14 protein-coding genes are annotated in these 16,795 nt (G+C 59.4%); 7 read left to right on the top strand and 7 right to left on the bottom strand.

Annotation, left to right across the window (positions count from 1 at the left end; genetic code table 11):
* Positions 1-30: 30 nt before the first annotated feature.
* A complete protein-coding gene (locus PYK22_RS13600; RefSeq protein WP_060635685.1) occupies positions 31-1,203 on the bottom strand; it encodes a pyridoxal phosphate-dependent aminotransferase in 1,173 nt (390 codons plus the stop codon).
* Positions 1,204-1,654: 451 nt separating this feature from the next.
* Here PYK22_RS13600 and PYK22_RS13595 point away from each other — a divergent pair, with 451 nt between their 5' ends.
* Positions 1,655-2,197, top strand: coding sequence for a hypothetical protein (locus PYK22_RS13595; protein ID WP_041978103.1), 543 nt, complete (start codon positions 1,655-1,657; stop codon positions 2,195-2,197).
* 178 nt (positions 2,198-2,375) lie between these two features.
* Entirely contained in the window at positions 2,376-3,230 is an 855-nt protein-coding gene (locus tag PYK22_RS13590) for an aspartyl protease family protein (protein ID WP_041978101.1), read from the top strand.
* Here PYK22_RS13590 and PYK22_RS13585 read toward each other — a convergent pair.
* Positions 3,158-4,351, bottom strand: a complete 1,194-nt coding sequence (locus PYK22_RS13585; RefSeq protein WP_211197708.1) for a cobalamin-binding protein — start codon at positions 4,349-4,351, stop codon at positions 3,158-3,160. The genes PYK22_RS13590 and PYK22_RS13585 overlap by 73 nt on opposite strands.
* 143 nt (positions 4,352-4,494) lie before the next feature.
* On the opposite strand from PYK22_RS13585, the gene PYK22_RS13580 reads away from it, so the two are divergent.
* From PYK22_RS13580 to PYK22_RS13565, 4 genes are all read left to right on the top strand, one after another.
* Positions 4,495-5,283, top strand: a complete 789-nt coding sequence (locus PYK22_RS13580; protein WP_060635684.1) for a nitroreductase family protein — start codon at positions 4,495-4,497, stop codon at positions 5,281-5,283.
* An 88-nt stretch (positions 5,284-5,371) separates the two neighbouring features.
* Positions 5,372-5,740 carry a twin-arginine translocase TatA/TatE family subunit gene (tatA, locus tag PYK22_RS18255; RefSeq protein ID WP_060635683.1) on the top strand — a complete coding sequence of 123 codons (369 nt, stop codon included), beginning with the start codon at positions 5,372-5,374 and terminating at the stop codon, positions 5,738-5,740.
* 59 nt (positions 5,741-5,799) lie between these two features.
* Entirely contained in the window at positions 5,800-6,861 is a 1,062-nt protein-coding gene (gene tatC / locus PYK22_RS16950) for a twin-arginine translocase subunit TatC (protein WP_060635682.1), read from the top strand.
* A gap of 154 nt (positions 6,862-7,015) precedes the next feature.
* On the top strand, positions 7,016-8,632 hold the full coding sequence (locus PYK22_RS13565) for a GWxTD domain-containing protein (protein ID WP_083437929.1): 1,617 nt from the start codon (positions 7,016-7,018) through the stop codon (positions 8,630-8,632).
* Positions 8,633-8,709: 77 nt separating this feature from the next.
* On the opposite strand, the gene PYK22_RS16945 is transcribed toward PYK22_RS13565, so the two are convergent.
* From PYK22_RS16945 to PYK22_RS13540, 5 genes are all read right to left on the bottom strand, one after another.
* Positions 8,710-9,351, bottom strand: a complete 642-nt coding sequence (locus PYK22_RS16945) for a hypothetical protein (protein WP_060635680.1) — start codon at positions 9,349-9,351, stop codon at positions 8,710-8,712.
* Positions 9,352-9,474: 123 nt separating this feature from the next.
* Positions 9,475-10,869 carry an FAD-binding oxidoreductase gene (locus tag PYK22_RS13555; RefSeq protein ID WP_041978099.1) on the bottom strand — a complete coding sequence of 465 codons (1,395 nt, stop codon included), beginning with the start codon at positions 10,867-10,869 and terminating at the stop codon, positions 9,475-9,477.
* Positions 10,870-11,049: 180 nt separating this feature from the next.
* Positions 11,050-11,772 (bottom strand): hypothetical protein, encoded by a 723-nt coding sequence (locus PYK22_RS13550; RefSeq protein WP_041978097.1) that lies wholly within the window; start codon positions 11,770-11,772, stop codon positions 11,050-11,052.
* A gap of 212 nt (positions 11,773-11,984) precedes the next feature.
* Complete coding sequence (locus tag PYK22_RS13545; protein ID WP_041978094.1) at positions 11,985-13,190, bottom strand: lactate racemase domain-containing protein; 1,206 nt, start codon at positions 13,188-13,190, stop codon at positions 11,985-11,987.
* A gap of 9 nt (positions 13,191-13,199) precedes the next feature.
* Positions 13,200-14,144, bottom strand: a complete 945-nt coding sequence (locus PYK22_RS13540; RefSeq protein WP_041978093.1) for a cation diffusion facilitator family transporter — start codon at positions 14,142-14,144, stop codon at positions 13,200-13,202.
* A gap of 641 nt (positions 14,145-14,785) precedes the next feature.
* Between PYK22_RS13540 and PYK22_RS16940 the strand changes: the two genes are divergently transcribed.
* Entirely contained in the window at positions 14,786-16,747 is a 1,962-nt protein-coding gene (locus PYK22_RS16940) for a S8 family serine peptidase (protein WP_060635679.1), read from the top strand.
* The last annotated feature ends 48 nt before the right edge of the window (positions 16,748-16,795 follow it).

Raw genomic sequence — 16,795 nt, 5'->3', positions numbered from 1 at the left:
GTCTCCGCTCGTCTGACGAAAGGCTGAGCGCTAAAGATTGCGGCGTAGCGAATCGAGTCCTTGTTCGATCGTCTCGATCGAGGTCGAGAACGAAAAACGCAAATGACCTTCGCCGTGCTCGCCGAAGACGACGCCCGGCACGGTCGCCACTTGCGCTCTCTCCAACAGGTGATCGGCTGCCGCGCGGCTGTCCAGGCCGAGGCGCGAGACGTCTGGAAAAGCGTAGAAGGCTCCCGCAGGAGCTTCGCAATGGAAACCGAGTTCGTTCAATCCGGCGACGAGAAGATCGCGCCGCCGGCGGTATTCGGCGCGGATCTCGTCGAAGAATGAGACCGGCGTCGCGAGCGCCGCAACCGCGGCCCACTGCGAAGGGGTCGAAACGCCATTGGTCGAATAGAGCGTGGTCTTGCGCAAGCCAGTCATCCAAGGCTCAGTCGCCACCGCATAGCCGACGCGCCAGCCGGTCATTGCGTATGATTTCGAGAGCGTGAATGAAGTGATGGTCCGCTCGAACATGCCATCCAATGAAGCGATGGAGACGTGTTCGCCGTCGTAGACCAGATCTTCGTAAGCTTCATCGGCGATGACGATCAGATCGCGCTCCGTGGCGAAACGCGCGACCTCCTCCGCTTCGGCGCGCGTAAAAACCACGCCAGTCGGATTCTGCGGCGTGTTGTAGTAGATGGCGCGCGTCCGTGGACTCGCGTAACGCGCGAGCGTCGCCGCAAATCCTTCGCGTCTGGCTTCCGCCGTTGGCACGAGCACCGTCACGCCTTGGCAATGCGCGATCAGATCCTTGATCGGCGTCCAGTAGGGCGAAAAGACCAGCACCTCATCCCCGGGATCGACCACCGATTGAAACGCACCGAAAAGCCCCTGCATCCCGCCGTTCAAGACGATCACATCCTCTTCGCGCGCCGGGATGCGGTTGCGCGTGCGCACCTTCTCGGCGATCGCGGCGCGAAGCTCCGGGATGCCGGACGAAGGCGCATAGCGCGTCTTGTTCTCGCGCAATGCGCGCATCATCGCCTCCTTGATGTGTTCCGGCGTGTTGAGAAAAGGTTCGCCGCCCTCGAATTGAAAAACTCGCGCCCCTTGCGCGCGCAGTTCCATGATGCGATTGCGTATCTTCACGATGTCGGAAAACCCGACTCCGTCGAGTCTGCGGGCGAGATGGAAAGCTTTCAGACGCGCGCCGGACACGTTGCCCCCCGGAAACCCAGCGATAAAAAGCGGTAATGAAATTATAACTCTTGCTTCTGACTCTTTCCAACTCCGTTCGCCGCGACCGGCGCCTGACGGTTTAACAGGTCCATCTTGGGGTTGCTGATTAAGTTGGCGATCTTTGCGCTCACGGCGCTTGACGGTTTGGCTAATCCATCTTAGGCCGGGTTGCGCGAGGATGATTTGGTGTTGTTGATCGACGTTTTCGTGCAGTTTGGCTCACTCGCAGGCTCTTCGGTTTATTGCGATCGCGTTGCGGGGTGATTATTTCTCGCTAGAGGCCTTTAAGAGAAGAGGCTAAATCGGGAAAATGTAGGCGATTCGGCGAGACAAGGGTTTACATGCGGGGCGAGAGGTACGGCAATTGCACCACAGAAGGGCGAGGAGTCTTGGATTCCGAAGACAGAGCTTTTCGAGGGAGAAGGGAACAATGTTTGCGACCAATAACAGCAAGATTCTGGCGATCGGGTTGGCGGCGGCGCTTCTAGGCGGATCGGTTGGGGCGCTCGTTTCGCGTTCGACCGCTCCGAAGGCGAGCGAGCCCGTGGTTGCAGCTACGTCTACGCCGCAACCTACACCGCAGGCCACGCCGCAAACGACTGATCAGCAGGGGGCGGAGGCGCTCACGCCCGAGCAAGCGGCTTATCGCGATGGTTTCGCCGAGGGGTTCCGCATGGGCCGCGAAACGGTCGAGCAACCGAGAAGTGCAGTTGGCGCTACGCGATCCGAGCGGATCGTTTACCGTAGCGTCCCGGTCAGCTCTTCGCGGCGCGTTTATTACGACTATCGGCGCGATAATCGCTCGTTTTGGGACAAGCATCGGGATAAGCTGACGGTTGCGATCGGCACGGGCGTCGGTGCTGCCGTTGGAGGCGCGATCGGTGGCAAGAAGGGCGCGTTGATCGGCGCTTTAGCGGGAGCAGGTGGCTCAGCGCTCTACACGTATAAGCTGCGCAAGCGCGACGATCGATGATGGTCACAGTTAGCCGTGCAACCAGCGTCGTGAGAAGCGAAGGACCGTGAAGAGACAAACGTTAGCCTTCATTTTTAGCCTCCTCCTTCTTGTCACTTTCATTGGGGCAGCTCCGCACATCGGAGCTGCCATTTTTTCTCATCGGGCGCCAATCCCTCAGGCCCCGCTGCCGCGCCCCGTGCGCTTTCGCGAAACGCGCGCGCGCGGCCTTCTGCTGCAAGCTTGGGTCAATGGCGTCGGCCCATACACCTTCGCTTTGGATACAGGGGCCGGAGCGATCATCCTCTCCCCGCGTGTGGCATCCGAAGCGCAGGTCGCGCGGATGGGACGGCGAGTCAAGATCGCGTGGTTCGATGGTCGGAGAAGCATCTTCGGCGAATACGCGCGATTGCGCAGTTTAGCTGTTGGCGATCCAGATAATCGGTTGCCGGCGCAAGGGACGACGATCATCGCTGCGCTTCCTGAAGGCGTTGACGGATTGCTCGATCCGACAGAAGGCTATTGGCCCTTGGGTTACATCATCGACATGCCGCGCGACGAGTTGGGAGCTTTCGACCCGCGGAGAGAGGCGATCGAAAGCGGCGGGACGGAGGCGACGATCTTGCGCTGGTTACCTGATCGCGAGGGGAGGCGTCCATTCGTTCAGCTCGCAGACGGGCGACCGGCCCTGCTCGATACCGGTTCGAGATTCGGCTTGGCTTTGAGCCGGGTTGCGGCGAGGGCGATGGGGATTGTAATTGATGCGCCGCGCGAGGCGCGCGTCCTGCGGCTCGCTCCGATGACTTTAGAACTCGGATCGCTAGTTTTGCGCAACGTGCCGACGGATTTGATCGTCGATGCTGACGAGCAGACGCCTATCCTGTTGGGCCGTGAGGCGCTGCGCCCTTTCCGCCTCCTTTTCGATCCGCAAAAGCGTCTGATCCGAATCGATCTTCCGCGTAAGGGTAGGTCAGCGCAAGATCACTCGCGCATCAATGCGGCGGGGACTCGCACCGCCTCCTCTTCGTCCGGTGGGCCAAATATCTCTGGGTGAAAGATACGCGCTAGGATCTCCGCCCCGCGGACCACGCGCGGTCCAGGGCGGCTGAAATAAGCTGTGGCGTCGGTCGCCCACACCTCGCCGCGCTTGACGGCGCAAAGTTCGCGCCAGCCCTTGGGCAATCGCGCCTTTTCGAGGGCGGCGAAAATGTCTTCCCTGTAGTAGCCGCACGGGATGAGGACGATCTTCTCAGGATCGTAGGCTTTGATCTCCTCGGCGGTCGTCACGCGCGAAGGCGATCCTTTGAAACCGAAGGACGGATCGCCGCCGGCAAATTCGATCTGCTCCGGCACCCAATGCCCCGGCGCAAATGGCGGTTCGAGCCATTCGAGCAACAGCGCGCGCGGGCGCGCTAGATGGGCGACGCGCGTTTTCAGCGCGTCAAGCCGTGCGGTCAACTCCTGGACCACGCGCATCGCTTCATCCTCTTTACCGGCGAGGCGTCCGACGGTGAGGATGTTGTCGAAGATGTCGGAGATCGTATTGGGCTCCAGTGACACGACGCGCACCTCGCTCTCGAACATGCGCGCCGCGCGGCTGACCGTCTTGTAGCTGACGGCGCAGACATCACATAGCTCTTGTGTCAAGATCAGATCGGGCTTAAGCTCGCGCAACAGCTCCTCGTTGAGGTCGTAGATCGAGCCGTGTCCATCCAATTGCGAACGGACAGCGTGATCTATCTCCGCGCTCGACATCGTTTGGTGCGAGATGCGACTTGACGTCAGGCGCGGTTTTGATGCGATCGCGGGCGGATAATCGCACTCGTGCGTGATCCCTACCAGCGCGTCAGCGAGTCCGAGCGCGCAGACGATCTCCGTCGCTGATGGCAGTAGCGAGGCGATGCGCGGCGTGCGTGCGGCCATAGCTCTCTCCGAACGCTCCACAGCATAAAGCCATTCACCGATGCCGTCAAAGGACACGAAGTTATTAAATCCGTTTCGACGCGCGCTGTTGCCGCGGACATTCAGGGCACGCTCTGGCGTCAAAGGACACGAAGTTATTAAATCCGTTTCGACGCTATTCAGTTGGCGGAGGGCGCGCGCGACATCATAGTCAAAGGACGCGATTAAATCCGTTTCGACCTTAGCGACGCTCCCTTCCAACCTTCTGCCCATCTTGCGCTCGCCTTTGGATGGTTACGATCACGTAGCGGCGCATCCACGCGAGATCTTCCAACCTTTGAACATTTTGCGCTCGCCTTTGGATTTTTCAGCCGTCGGTTTTACGCTGCCCAAGCGACGCGCTACAATCGTCTGCGATGAAGACGCCTTCGCCCGAAAAGGTAGAGGGTTTCGAGATGGACGAACCGCCCGCAGACTTCCCCGCAACTCGACCGGACGGTTCGCCTCTCAAGCCGATCACGCAGGTTTTACTGGACCGGCGCGCCACCGTTAGCTTCGCCTCGGATGAGGTGCCCGCCGAGGTGCTCGAGGCCATCCTCAGATTCGGGGCGCAGGCTCCATCGGGCTATAATCTTCAACCTTGGCGTTTCATCGTCGTGCGCGATCGTGCCAATCGCGCGCGTCTTCAGCGCGTCGCTTTCAATCAGGCGAAGATCGGCGAAGCGCCCGTGGTCATCATCGCTCTTGGGTTGAAGGGCAGTTGGCGCAAGGATGCCGAGCGGATCTTTCGCGAGGGGGCGCGACGCGGAGCGGGCCGTCTCGACGAGGTCGAACGAAAAGTCGCGCAAGCCATCCAAGATCTTGAGCAGACGCGCACCGACGTTTGGGTGACGCGACAAACGGCCATCGCGCTTACAACCATGATGCTCGTCGCCGAGGCTTATGGTTTTGACACGGTCCTGTTGGAAGGGTTCGACGTCGAGGGCGTGCGGCGCGAGTTCGATATTCCGGAAGAGGCGGAGATCGTCGGGTTGCTAGCCATCGGGCGCATGAAGGGGGAAGAGAAACCCTATCCGGGGCGGTTGCCGTTGCGCGAGATCGTCTTCGAGGAGCGTTACGGAAGGCCGTGGGTCGGAGCAAAGCGCGAGGGTGAACCGCGCATCAAAGATGATTCGCTGAAAAGATCAGCGAACGAAGGAGATTAAATCCTCTTCATCGCAACGCATGCTGCGGTTTGGTCAGTGGCGGGCCTAGTCTAATGCGCGTGAACGCAAAATTGATTGGAGGATAGGGATGTTCCTGCTGATCTTCGAATTCCTAGGGACGACGGAGTTGCTCGTCATACTCGTCGTGGCGCTCATACTGTTCGGTCCGCGACGGTTGCCGGAGCTCGGGCGCTCCCTGGGGCGTAGCCTGAGCGAATTTAAGCGCGCGTCGGAGGATTTCAAACGCACGTGGGAGATGGAGGTCGAGCGCGAGCGGATCGAGCGTGAAGCGGAAGTCTCGCGCGCTATGATACCGGAAGAGCCGCAGGCGGATCAGTCCGTTTCGCCCCTCGAGCCGCAGGTCGCGCCTGCGGATAATACGGTGGCGCGCTCATCGTCGCCGCTCGCTAGCGAACCGGAAAAGTCGAGCGGAACGGAGAAGCGTGATTGGCTATGAACGTCCGTCTCAGCGGAAAGAGGGTGGCCTGGGGCGCCTGATTATCGGTGCGTTCGTATATGATTTCGACCATATCGCGACCGGAGATCGAAGGGGAGCGCGAGGGAGAGCTCGGCGGGCAGATGTCTTTTCTCGAACATCTCGAGGAGTTGCGCCGCCGAATCATCTACTCGATCGCATTCGTCTTCGTTTCATTCATCTTCTGCTGGTTCGTCTCAGATCACATCTACAACTTCCTCGCCATCCCGATCCGGCAGGCCCTCGCTGAGGCGCAAGAGCGGCAACTTCCCCTCGGCGGATTGACCGGTGGAGAGAAAATCCTTCCGCTCGATTCGTTAAAAGAAGGCGATGTCGGGCGATACGTCTTCGCCGAAACGACGAGGCTGGGGACGAGCGTGATCCCGGCGGGAACGGCGGTTCAGGCGCGCGTCGCGCGCGATGCGAAAGGTCAGATCGGTCTCTTCACGGATGAGCCGATCATCGCCGGAGCGACGGTGATCCCGAGGGGCGTGCGGTTGCCCATCGAACTCGATGCGCGTTCGCTCCCCGGCATCGATGACAAGTTGATCGTTACAACGGCGATGGAGCCCTTCTCGCTCTACGTCAAGGTCTCGCTCTATGCGGCGATCTGTCTGTCGGTCCCTTTCATCCTGTGGCAGATCTGGGCGTTCGTCTCGCCCGGTCTCTATCCGCATGAACGCGCTTATGCGTTGCCCTTCATCCTGCTTTCGACGATCTCGTTCGTCATCGGCGCAGCTTTCGCTTACTACGTCATCTTCCCGCCGGCGGCGACCTATCTCCTCGGGTTGGGGCAAGATTTCCGCTTGCTGTTGCGCGCGACGGATTATTTCGATTTCATCATCCTCGTGATGTTAGGCATGGGCGTCATCTTTCAGATGCCGGCCATCACCTATGTCCTGGCCCGGATCGGGCTGGTCTCCGCCGGTCTTCTGGTGCGCATTTGGCGCCCGGCCTTGATCGTCATTCTGATCGCGGCAGCCGTGCTTTCGCCGACCAATGACGTTCCGAACATGATGCTCTTTGCCGCGCCGATGATCTTGCTTTACATCGTTTCGATCTTCGTCGCGTGGCTCTTCGGGAAGAAGCGCACGACCGAGTGAGGCCGCTTTCTTGACGCGATCTCGAGCGAGGTCATAAAATTTTTTCCGCCGAACTGAAAGGTCGATGCATCCAAAATAGGCGAGATCCTTCGCGCTGACGCATTGACGGCCCCGAGGCTGGCGCCGACAACCTACGGAGGTGAGGAGCAGAGCGATGATTGGCAAGCTGTCCCGTGTGGTATTGTGGGCTTTGATCTTCTCGTTGGCGTTCCCTCCTGCCTTGGCGCAAAACAAAAAGGGCGAGCAAAACCAAACGCCGGTCGAAGAGCGCCCGCGAAACGTCAAGCCGGAACTTAAAAAGGTCTATAAAAAATGGCTCGAAGAGGACGTCGCCTACATCATCACCGATGAGGAGCGCAAGGCTTTCTTGAAACTTCAGACCGATGAAGAGCGCGAACAGTTCATCGAAGCTTTCTGGCGGCGGCGCGACCCCGATCCGGACACGGAAGAGAATGAGTTCAAAGAAGAGTATTACGAACGGATCGCTTACGCGAATGAGCATTTCACCTCGGGCATCCCGGGCTGGAAGACCGATCGGGGACGAATCTACATAAAATTCGGCAAGCCGGACGAGATCGAATCCCACCCGATGGGTGGACCATATCAGCGTCCTTACTACGAGGGCGGTGGCGAGACGACCACCTATCCGTTTGAAATCTGGTTCTATCGCTACATCCCAGGCGTCGGCTCCGGGATCGAGATCGAATTCGTCGATCCGACAGGCACTGGCGAATATCACATCGCCCGTTCGCCGAATGAAAAGGATGCTCTGCTCTACGTGCCGGGCGCGGGATTGACGCTCGCCGAGCAGCTCGGATTGGCCAACAAGGCCGACCGCATCGCAGGGCTCAACACGATGGATTACATGCGCGAGCAGGACAATCCCTTCACGCGCTTGCAGATCTTGGCCGATCTTGAGAAACCGCCGCAGATCAAATTCAACGATCTGGCGACGGCGGTCAACACGCCCGTCGTCGAGGATAATCCGCTCAACTTCGACATGCGGATCGATTTCTTCCGCCAGTCCGAGGATCGCGTCGTCACCGCTTTCACGATCCAAACGGAGAACAAAGACCTCGTCTTCAAAGATAGCGGCGGCGCGCAAGTTGCCCAATTGAACATCTTCGGGCGCATCACCTCGGTGACCGGGCGGCGCGTCGGCGTCTTCGAAGACGCTGTGACGACGACGGCGACGCCGGAAGAGTTGGTCGCGCTCAAGGATCGCAAGTCGGCTTATCAAAAAGCGGTAGCGCTTCCGCCGGGGACCTACAAGATCGATGTCATCGTGCGCGACATCAACTCTGGCGCGACCGGCGTGCGCCACGTAGGTTTTACCGTGCCGAAATACGATTCGCAGAAACTCTCGACCTCAACGCTGGTCCTGGCCGCCAAGTTGCAGAGTTTGACCGATCAGCCTGCCGTCGGGCAGTTCGTCATCGGACAGAACAAGGTGATCCCGAACGTTTCAGGGATCTACCGGCGCGGCGATCCGGTCGGCATCTACATGCAGGTTTATAACGCGGGCATAGATCAAATGACGTTGCGCCCATCGGTCGATGTCGAATATGTTTTGCTGAAGGACGGCAAAGAGGTCAATAAAGTGGTCGAGGATTGGCACGGGATGAGCGATGCGGGGCAGCGTTTGACGCTCGCCAAGCTGATCTCAACGAGCGGTCTGCTGCCCGGCGAATACGAACTGCAGATCCGCATCAAGGATCGCGTCTCCGGTCAATCGCTTACGCCATCGGCCAAATTCACGCTCGTAGAGTGAGCGCATCTATTCTGTGAAATTTTTAAGGGAGCGCGATGTGTCGCGCTCCCTTTTTTCCTTCCGGCCCATTCATCCGCTCAAGTCGCGCCGCTTGCCGGCAAAGGTTTAGCGCGGCGGATGAATCGTCGCAGCCCCTTCAATCCGCACGCATCGGCGAGTTCGCGCATCCATTCCTCATCTCCCTGCTTCGCTTTCGGGTTGAGGATATCTGCGGCGACCAATTCAAGAGGCGCCTTCATCGCGCAGTGCGCTCCGATTACCGCCAGAAGGTGACAGAGCGCGCGGTAGATGAACCAGTAGCCGATGATGTTCGGGCCGGGCAGCGGCATCAGGAGCAAAGTCAAAGGGGCGATCAGAAGGTCTATGACGAACCATTTGAGATGGGCCCTCCTTTGACGCGCTAGATAACCGCGCCAAAGCTTTTGCGCTTCGCCCTCTGCCATCGCCGAAGGGTAAACCAGTTCGATCGTCGAAGCGTGACGTAATCTGCGCAGCAGAGTCTCTTCGGGGGAGATTCGACCTTCGAGCCATCGTTCGAGCCGGCGAAATCTCGCCCCGACCCCATTTTCAGCCGCTCGCACGCTCTTTCGGAAACGGCGGTATTGGCGCTCGATCCACGCGCGCGCCCGCTCTCTTCGTGCATCGTCGGTCGAATCTTCGACGCGCTCGTTGTAAAAGAGCGCGCCGACGCTGTCGATATAGAGCAAGTAGATCTTCACTCGGTCGCTCCAACCTCTGCGCTTCTAGCGGAAACTTGATCAATCCGTCGAGGATTCTCATCGGTCGTCGCTGAACATCTTTCAATGAGAGCCCCGACCACATGCTGGATCTTTTGAAGATTCTCATCGGTCGTCGCTGAACATCTTTCCGGGATTGAGGATCCAATTCGGATCGAGCGCGCGCTTGATGCGTTTCATCGTTTCGATGGTCGGCTCGCTAAGCGCCATTCTGAGATAGGGCGCTTTGGTGTAACCGATGCCGTGTTCGGCGCTGATCGTCCCACCCAGTTCGAGGGCCGCGGCGAAAGTCTCACGCACGGCTTCGCGCGCGCGCCGCACGGCCTCGCGATCGTCGCCGTCGCACATGAAGTTGACGTGGATGTTCCCATCGCCCGCGTGGCCAAAATTGACGACGAAGATTTCGTATCGCTGCGCGATCTGTTCGACGCGCTCGATCAACTCCGGGATGCGTGAGCGCGGGACGACGACATCGTTATTCAGCTTAAGCGTCCCATATCGTTTGATCGCGTCGGAAAGAGCGCGGCGCACTTCCCAAAGCTCTCTCTCCTCTTCAGCCGTCTCTGCACGCCGCACATCGAATCCGCCGCTTTCGCGGAGTATCCGTTCGACCATGCGCGCTTCGCGCTCCACCTCGTCTCGGTTGCCGTCAACTTCGACCAGCAGTAACGCTTCCGCCTCGTCCGGGATGCCGAAGGAGAAGGCGTCGTTGACGGCGCGAATGGAATGGCGATCCATAACCTCGATCGCGGCTGGGACGAGCGCGGCGCGGACAAACTGCGGGACGCAGGCGCAGGCTTCGCGCATAGTGCGAAAAAGAGCGCGCACCGTACGCCTCGCTTCAGGCAGCGGCAGAAGGCGCAAGATCGCCTCCGTGATGATGCCAAGCAACCCTTCGGAACCGCAGATCAAGCCGACTAGATCGAACCCAACGACGTTCTTCGTCGTTCGCCCTCCGGCGCGAATGACCTCGCCCGTCGGCGTGACGATCTCCAGTCCGAGCACGTAGTGTTTGGTCACGCCGTATTTAATCGAACGCGGGCCGCCGGCGTTTTCAGCGATATTCCCGCCGATGAAGGATTCGCGAAACGAAGCTGGATCGGGCGGATAAAATAGCCCGCGCGCTTCAACCGCACATTGCAACTCATAGGTGCGCACCCCCGGTTCGACGACCGCGTAAAGATCGTCGAAGTTGATCTCTTTGATGCGGTTCATCCGCTCGGTGCTCAGGACAAGTCCGCCTTTGATGGGCACGGCGCCGCCCGTATAGCCGACGCCACCGCCGCGCGCCGTCACTGGCAAGAGCTTCTCGTTAGCCAGTTTCATGATGGCGGCCACCTCTTCGGTCGTGCGCGGCAGGACGACGAGATCGGGCAGGAAGAGTTCGCCGAGAGCATCTTGTCCGTAGGGCGCTAGCCTCTCCCCTTCCGTGATGACATGATCTTCCCCGACTATCTCACAAAGGCGTGTGATGATCTCCTTTTCGATCGCGCGTTCCATGCCTACTTGGCAATATTACGTTGGCGCGCGAAATCAAGCAACACGCCGGTTGCCCGAAAGATCGAAGAGCTCCCGGATTTAAGTCCACCGCGAGAGCTCTTCGATCGGAAAGCGTTTGTAAGGTAGTTTCAATCCGGTTTCGCCGGATCGAAGGCTGGGTGAGAGCATTTAAACGTGAGCTCAATTCTCTTTCGCCTCGATCGTCAAGTGAAAGACCGTCCCTTTCTCCAAGCGCAGATCGCCGCCCGCGAGCGAAAGCGTCGTCCCGCCTTCGGCTGTCGCGCCAGTCGAGATGCGCACCGCATTCAGTTGGCGTCCAACGACATTCGTCGCCCCGCCGACCACGCCGCCGACCGTTTGCGTTGCAGAGCCGGCGACGTTGCTAACGGTCCCGACCAATCCGCCGACCAATCCGGGGTTGGAGCTGCTGGCGCGCACCGCCCCGCGGCTTTGCACGCTCATATCCGCTCTGCCTTCAGCCATTGCCGGTTGCGCTTCGGCCTGTGTGATGGCATTGATCGTCGCGGTGATGGGAACCGATAAGGTTCCGCTTTCTAAACGGTCGAAGAGGAGTTTAATGCGCGATTCGGCGGCGCCGCCCGCGTTCGATTGTACTTCGACGACGCGCCCGATCAGGCGCGCGCCCTTCTTGGCGACGACCTCGCCATTTGATCTGATGTCTTCCGTGGTCTTCAAGACGACTTGATCGCCAGTTCTCAACTTGCGCACATCGAGCGTTTGCTGAAGTTGCGCGGCGACGCGGGTGCCAGAGGCGATCTTGATCGTCCTCCTGCTTTGCTGTAAGGCCGTCGTGCTCTTGGCGGACGCGCTTGCTTGCGTCGATTGAGCGATCGTGTTCCCAGCAAAACAGAGAATGGAGACGAGCGTCAACGTTCGCAGCATGAAAACTTCACCCCCTTTAGTCAGAGCGTTTAAGGGATGGACCCTCGTTTTTCGCCTTTCATCATGCCCGATTCGGTCGCGGGAGTTGGGGAAGGATGTCGGAAATTTTCATTGCAATTTGATTGCGTGGCCCCGAGAGACAGTTTCGATGGCAGGCTCTGCTTTCCCAACGGCGATCGCTTTTGACGTGCCATCGGATGCCGACTGAGTTTTCAGCTCGACGGATCGCTTCGAGCTTCGATAATCGGCATGAAGGCCGCCCCATGTGGAACGATGAACCCTTCTTGCTTCGCTTCGATTTGCGCCATCGCCTCCTCCAAAGATGTTGCCGTGCGAATGCCAAACCGGCGCACATCGTCTTCCTTCAAGTCAGAGATGAGGAAGATGCGATATCGCTCGGCCTTGCGTTGCCAAGCGCGTAGCATCCATCGGCACGCGCCCAAACCTTCGCTGCATTCGGCGAGCAGAACGATCGTTCCGCCTTCGATGCAAAGGCGTGAGGCCATCTCCAGCGCTTCGTAGGCTTCAGCTAAATTGAGGTCGAAAGGATCGCCGCCACAGCTTGCGATGACGAGCGGGCGTTTTTCGCCAACGGCGAGCGTATGGCGCGTCGCATACTCTGCGCACGCGTGTCGATGCGCCAAGCGCCAATCGCCCGCGTGAAAGCTCGTGGGGCGCCCGCGCTCATCGACGATCGTGCAGGCCAGAAATGATGGCGCGACCTCAGCCGCCACGCGCTCGCACTCCTCATGCGCGACGTTGCCATCGAGAAGGCCCGGCCCGACGCCCGCGCGCCGTTCCCCGGTCGCGCCATCGAAAGCCGATTCATACAGCGCCTCGATCGTGCGCGCTGAGCACAGTCCCGGACAGATCAGCTCGCGACCGCCAGTGAAACCGAAGACGGAATGGAAGGCGACAGAACCAGTCAGGATGATGTGCGAATGGTCCAGCAAAGCGCGGTTTACCTCGATCGGAAGATGATGCTCCGTCTCCCCTAAGTTGACGAGCGCCGCTTCGGCGAAAGGGTCATGGTCGAGCGCAGCGATCCGCTGTGCAATGAAGGGCGAAAGCAGATCGCGCTTCTCCTCTTTCGTCAAACGACGGTCGATCCCCGTAGCGAAGATCGCGCGAATGTCGCGCGCCGCCACCCCGAGTTGGATCAACCGACGGACGAGCATCTGCGCGACGACGCCGCTCGCGCTCAGGCGCGTGACGTTGGCGAAGATGATGAGCACGCTCTCGCCGGGTGAGATGATCTCTTCGAGCGGTTGCGCGTCGAAAGGTTGGTCAAGCCGCGCGCTCATCTCACCGTCGGTAAGCGGTCCTTCAACTGCGGATGGAGCGAGGAGTTGGAACCGCGCCTCATCGTAGTTGAATTCCACCGCCTGACGACCGTAACGGAGTCTTATCGTCGCCATCTGAAATCGCTATTGATCGCGCGTTGAGCGAAAACACGAGGTGTCCACGTGACAGAAGCGCAAGGTTTCGTCGTCGAAATCCATCGTCTCCATCTGAATAGTTAAGTGATCTATGCCGAAGCGCGTGCGCAACTTCGCGCGCAAAGCTCTCAATAGTTCAGGTTGCGATATGCCCTCGGCATGAATGACGTGCGCGCTCAGCGCTTCACGCCCGGACGTGATGGTCCATACGTGAAGGTCGTGAACGTCGGTGACGCCTTCAGTCTCAAGGATGGCCTCTTCGACCGCCGCGAGATTTATGTGTGCCGGCGTCCCTTCGAGCAATACGTCCGTCGCCTCACGAATCAAGCGCCACGCGCTCCAAATGATCAGGAGCGTAATCAAGATGCTAAAGAGCGGATCGGCGATCCACCAATTGCGCGCCAACATCAACGCTCCGGCGATGATCGCTCCTACGGATCCGAGCGCATCGCCGATGATGTGAAGCCAAGCGCCGCGCACGTTCAAATCGTGCTCATGCTCGCCATGCAACAACCACGCACAAAAGAGATTGGTGACGAGTCCGCCGATAGCGATGGCGATCATCACCGAAGCTTTGACTTCCGGCGGGGAGAGGAAACGCTTGTAGGCCTCATAAAGGATCAAAATCGAGATGAGCACAAGCGCGATGCCGTTGATGAATGCCGCGAGGATCTCCAAACGGTAGTAACCGTAAGTCTTGCGCGAATTGGCCGGACGCGCGCCGAACCACGCGGCGAAAAGCGCCAGCGCGATGGCCGCAATATCCGTCAACATGTGGCCCGCATCCGCAAGCAGAGCGAGAGAGCCGGTCCACCAGCCGCCGATGGCTTCGGCAAACGCATAGAGACAGGTGAGCGAAAGCACCCAAACGAGGCGTTGACGCCGTGACAGTCGCCGATCGGCTCGGTTTGCAAAGCCCTCATCTGACTTCATCGCCGCTCCCGCCAATCCCCAAGATCGAAGAGTGCCCGAAGCATTCAAGCTTACAGATCGCTTCTCATGAGCGTCAACTCAGTAGCGCCGGACCACCCGAATCGATCCTCGGAAAGCAGCGACGAACTGCCTGCCCGGCCTTTCCTTTGACGCAATGATCTTCGGTCGAACTAACCAAGCGAATTGTGTTGGCTAAACGAAAGCGTGCGCGCCCCAATCTAAGCTCGCAATGATCTTCGGTTGAACTGACCAAGCGAATTGTGAGTGTATACCTGGTTGCCACTGTATACCCCATTAACAAGATCCTCAACCTGAAGCTATTCCCGCATGTTTACGCAGGCTGAGCGCTTCGGCTGATGCGCTCTGGATACTCGGTATTCAACTGGTCCAATCGCTCGCGCCTTTCGGGGGATGGCCCTCGTTCCGCTTAAACCATTGGTGCGCTTCGGGTTTTGGGATCACACGGGTTGGCCGTCGGAGGCGGCACGGGATTTGTCAATAGGTCGGGCACAGAAACCTTAAAGAAGTTTAAGGTGAGGCACAAGGGGCTCCCTTCGAGGGAGTGGTCTCGAAGCCATGAGGGGCGTAACCTCGCACGCCCCGCTTTTCAAATCTCCGTTTAGCGTTGGAAGGAAGTCCAAATGTTTCGTCGCGTACTGGCGCAAGTTATCTCATTGAGTTTGGTGATAATCAGTTTGATCCCATTATCGACGCCCGCAGCGATTGAGCGGCGTCAAGATGGGCGCGGGAGCAGACCGAAGCTCGCGCTCGATTTGAAAGGTCGTCGATCGACGACCAAGCGTTTGGTGCGAGTCATCATTCAGACCAAGGGGCGTCCTTCGGGCGCGCATTTGAACCTGCTTGCAATGCGTGGCGGCATCGCGCGGCGCACCTTCAAAGCGTTCGATGCGTTGGTCGCCGAAGTGCCCGAGGATGCGCTTGAAGAGCTAGCCAAGCGTGAGGATATCGCTTATATCTCGCCGGATCGTCCGATCAAAGCCGATCTGGAATTGACGCGCGAGACGACGGGCGCCGCGCAGGTCCAAGCTCAGAGCGCCTCGGGCGCGCCAGGGTTGACCGGGCGCGGTGTGACGATCGCCATCATCGATAGCGGGATCAGCGCGGCGCACCCGGACTTCGATAATCGGATCATCGCCGCGGTCGATTTCACGGGCAGCCCGCGACATGGTGACTTCGATGGCCATGGCACGGGCGTGGCCAGCGTGGCGGCGGGAAGCGGGGCGGCCTCGCGCGGCTATGCGGGCAATTACGCTGGGATTGCGCCGGGCGCCAATCTCGTCGATCTTCGCGTGCTCGATGAGCACGGCACGGGCCAGACGAGCGGTGTGCTTCAGGCGATCGAGTGGGCGATTCAGAATCGCGAGCGCTACAAGATCCGCGTCATCAACATGAGTTTGAGCACGCCAGTACAAGAGTCATACGAGACCGATCCGCTTTGCCAAGCGGTCGAACGCGCCGTTCGCGCTGGGATCGTCGTCGTTTGCAGCGCCGGGAATCGCGGTCGAACTGAAGAGATCCTCGGCTATGATGCTCAGGGCAATCCGATCTATCGCTTGGTTTACGGCGGGATCGGCAGCCCGGGCAATTCGCCGTTCGCCATCACGGTCGGCGCGACCGACTCACACTCGACCGTCACACGCACGGATGATACGGTCGCTTCGTTCTCCTCCAAGGGGCCGACGATGTACGACCATATCGTCAAACCCGATATCGTCGCCCCAGGGCGTCGCATCGTCGCTGCCATGTCACAAGAGCCGGGGGCGACCATTCCAACCGAATACCCTGACCGCATCCAGCAACCAACCTCGGATGGCGTTCCGAACATGTACTTTACCTATTCGGGCACCTCGTTTGCCGCCCCGGTAGTTGCCGGCGCGGTCGCGTTGATGCTCGAAGCCAATGGCTCCCTCACCCCCGCCCTCGTCAAAGCCGCGCTCATGCGTACGGCACAGCTTTTACCGGGGCAGAGCTTTGCCAATGCGGCGCTGAGCGCGGTGACGCAGGGTGCCGGGCTCATCAATATCCCCGGCGCGGTCAAGATGGCGCAAGCCATCAGCCCTAAAGCCAACGAACTGCGGGCCGGAGATCCGATCTTTCGCGGCGGGATGACCTTGCGCGATTTCGGCAGCGGAAATACGATTGCGGGCGAACGCGCCTCGTTCAACGCGCGGCTCATCTATGCCGACGGCGTGCTCTTTAGCACGCGCCCGATACTTTGCAACGGCATCATGCTGGCCGATCAGAAACTTTCAGCCAACAACTGGCTGATGATAGGCGAGATCTCTAAAGACGGCATCATGCTGGCCGATGGCGTCGTGCTGGGTGACGGCATCATGTTAGCCGACGGAGTCGTCTTAGGCGATGGGATCATGTTGGCTGATGGCGTCGTCTTAGGCGATGGGATCATGTTAGCTGACGGAGTCGTCTTAGGCGATGGCATCATGCTATCTGATGGGATCATGCTCGCTGATGGCATCATGCTGGCCGATGGCGTCGTGCTTGGCGACGGGATCATGCTCGCCGACGGCGTTGTCTTAGGCGATGGGATCATGTTGGCTGATGGCGTTGTGCTTGGCGATTGATGGACATTGGTCACCTTGAGTTGAAAGCGCGCGTTGGGAAGACTTGCC

This window comes from Pyrinomonas methylaliphatogenes (assembly GCF_000820845.2).
Taxonomy (GTDB): domain Bacteria; phylum Acidobacteriota; class Blastocatellia; order Pyrinomonadales; family Pyrinomonadaceae; genus Pyrinomonas; species Pyrinomonas methylaliphatogenes.
Note: the sequence above shows the minus strand (reverse complement) of the source record. Positions and strands in the feature narration are given on the sequence as shown.

What these genes read in the sequence shown, in the direction of transcription:
- PYK22_RS13595 (WP_041978103.1), top strand. Translation starts at nt 1,655, where the DNA reads ATGTTTGCGACCAATAACAGCAAGATTCTGGCGATCGGGTTGGCGGCG.
- PYK22_RS13585 (WP_211197708.1), bottom strand. Translation starts at nt 4,351, where the DNA reads ATGGGCAGAAGGTTGGAAGGGAGCGTCGCTAAGGTCGAAACGGATTTA.
- PYK22_RS13580 (WP_060635684.1), top strand. Translation starts at nt 4,495, where the DNA reads ATGAAGACGCCTTCGCCCGAAAAGGTAGAGGGTTTCGAGATGGACGAA.
- tatA (WP_060635683.1), top strand. Translation starts at nt 5,372, where the DNA reads ATGTTCCTGCTGATCTTCGAATTCCTAGGGACGACGGAGTTGCTCGTC.
- tatC (WP_060635682.1), top strand. Translation starts at nt 5,800, where the DNA reads ATGATTTCGACCATATCGCGACCGGAGATCGAAGGGGAGCGCGAGGGA.
- PYK22_RS13565 (WP_083437929.1), top strand. Translation starts at nt 7,016, where the DNA reads ATGATTGGCAAGCTGTCCCGTGTGGTATTGTGGGCTTTGATCTTCTCG.
- PYK22_RS13555 (WP_041978099.1), bottom strand. Translation starts at nt 10,869, where the DNA reads ATGGAACGCGCGATCGAAAAGGAGATCATCACACGCCTTTGTGAGATA.
- PYK22_RS13550 (WP_041978097.1), bottom strand. Translation starts at nt 11,772, where the DNA reads ATGCTGCGAACGTTGACGCTCGTCTCCATTCTCTGTTTTGCTGGGAAC.
- PYK22_RS13545 (WP_041978094.1), bottom strand. Translation starts at nt 13,190, where the DNA reads ATGGCGACGATAAGACTCCGTTACGGTCGTCAGGCGGTGGAATTCAAC.
- PYK22_RS13540 (WP_041978093.1), bottom strand. Translation starts at nt 14,144, where the DNA reads ATGAAGTCAGATGAGGGCTTTGCAAACCGAGCCGATCGGCGACTGTCA.
- PYK22_RS16940 (WP_060635679.1), top strand. Translation starts at nt 14,786, where the DNA reads ATGTTTCGTCGCGTACTGGCGCAAGTTATCTCATTGAGTTTGGTGATA.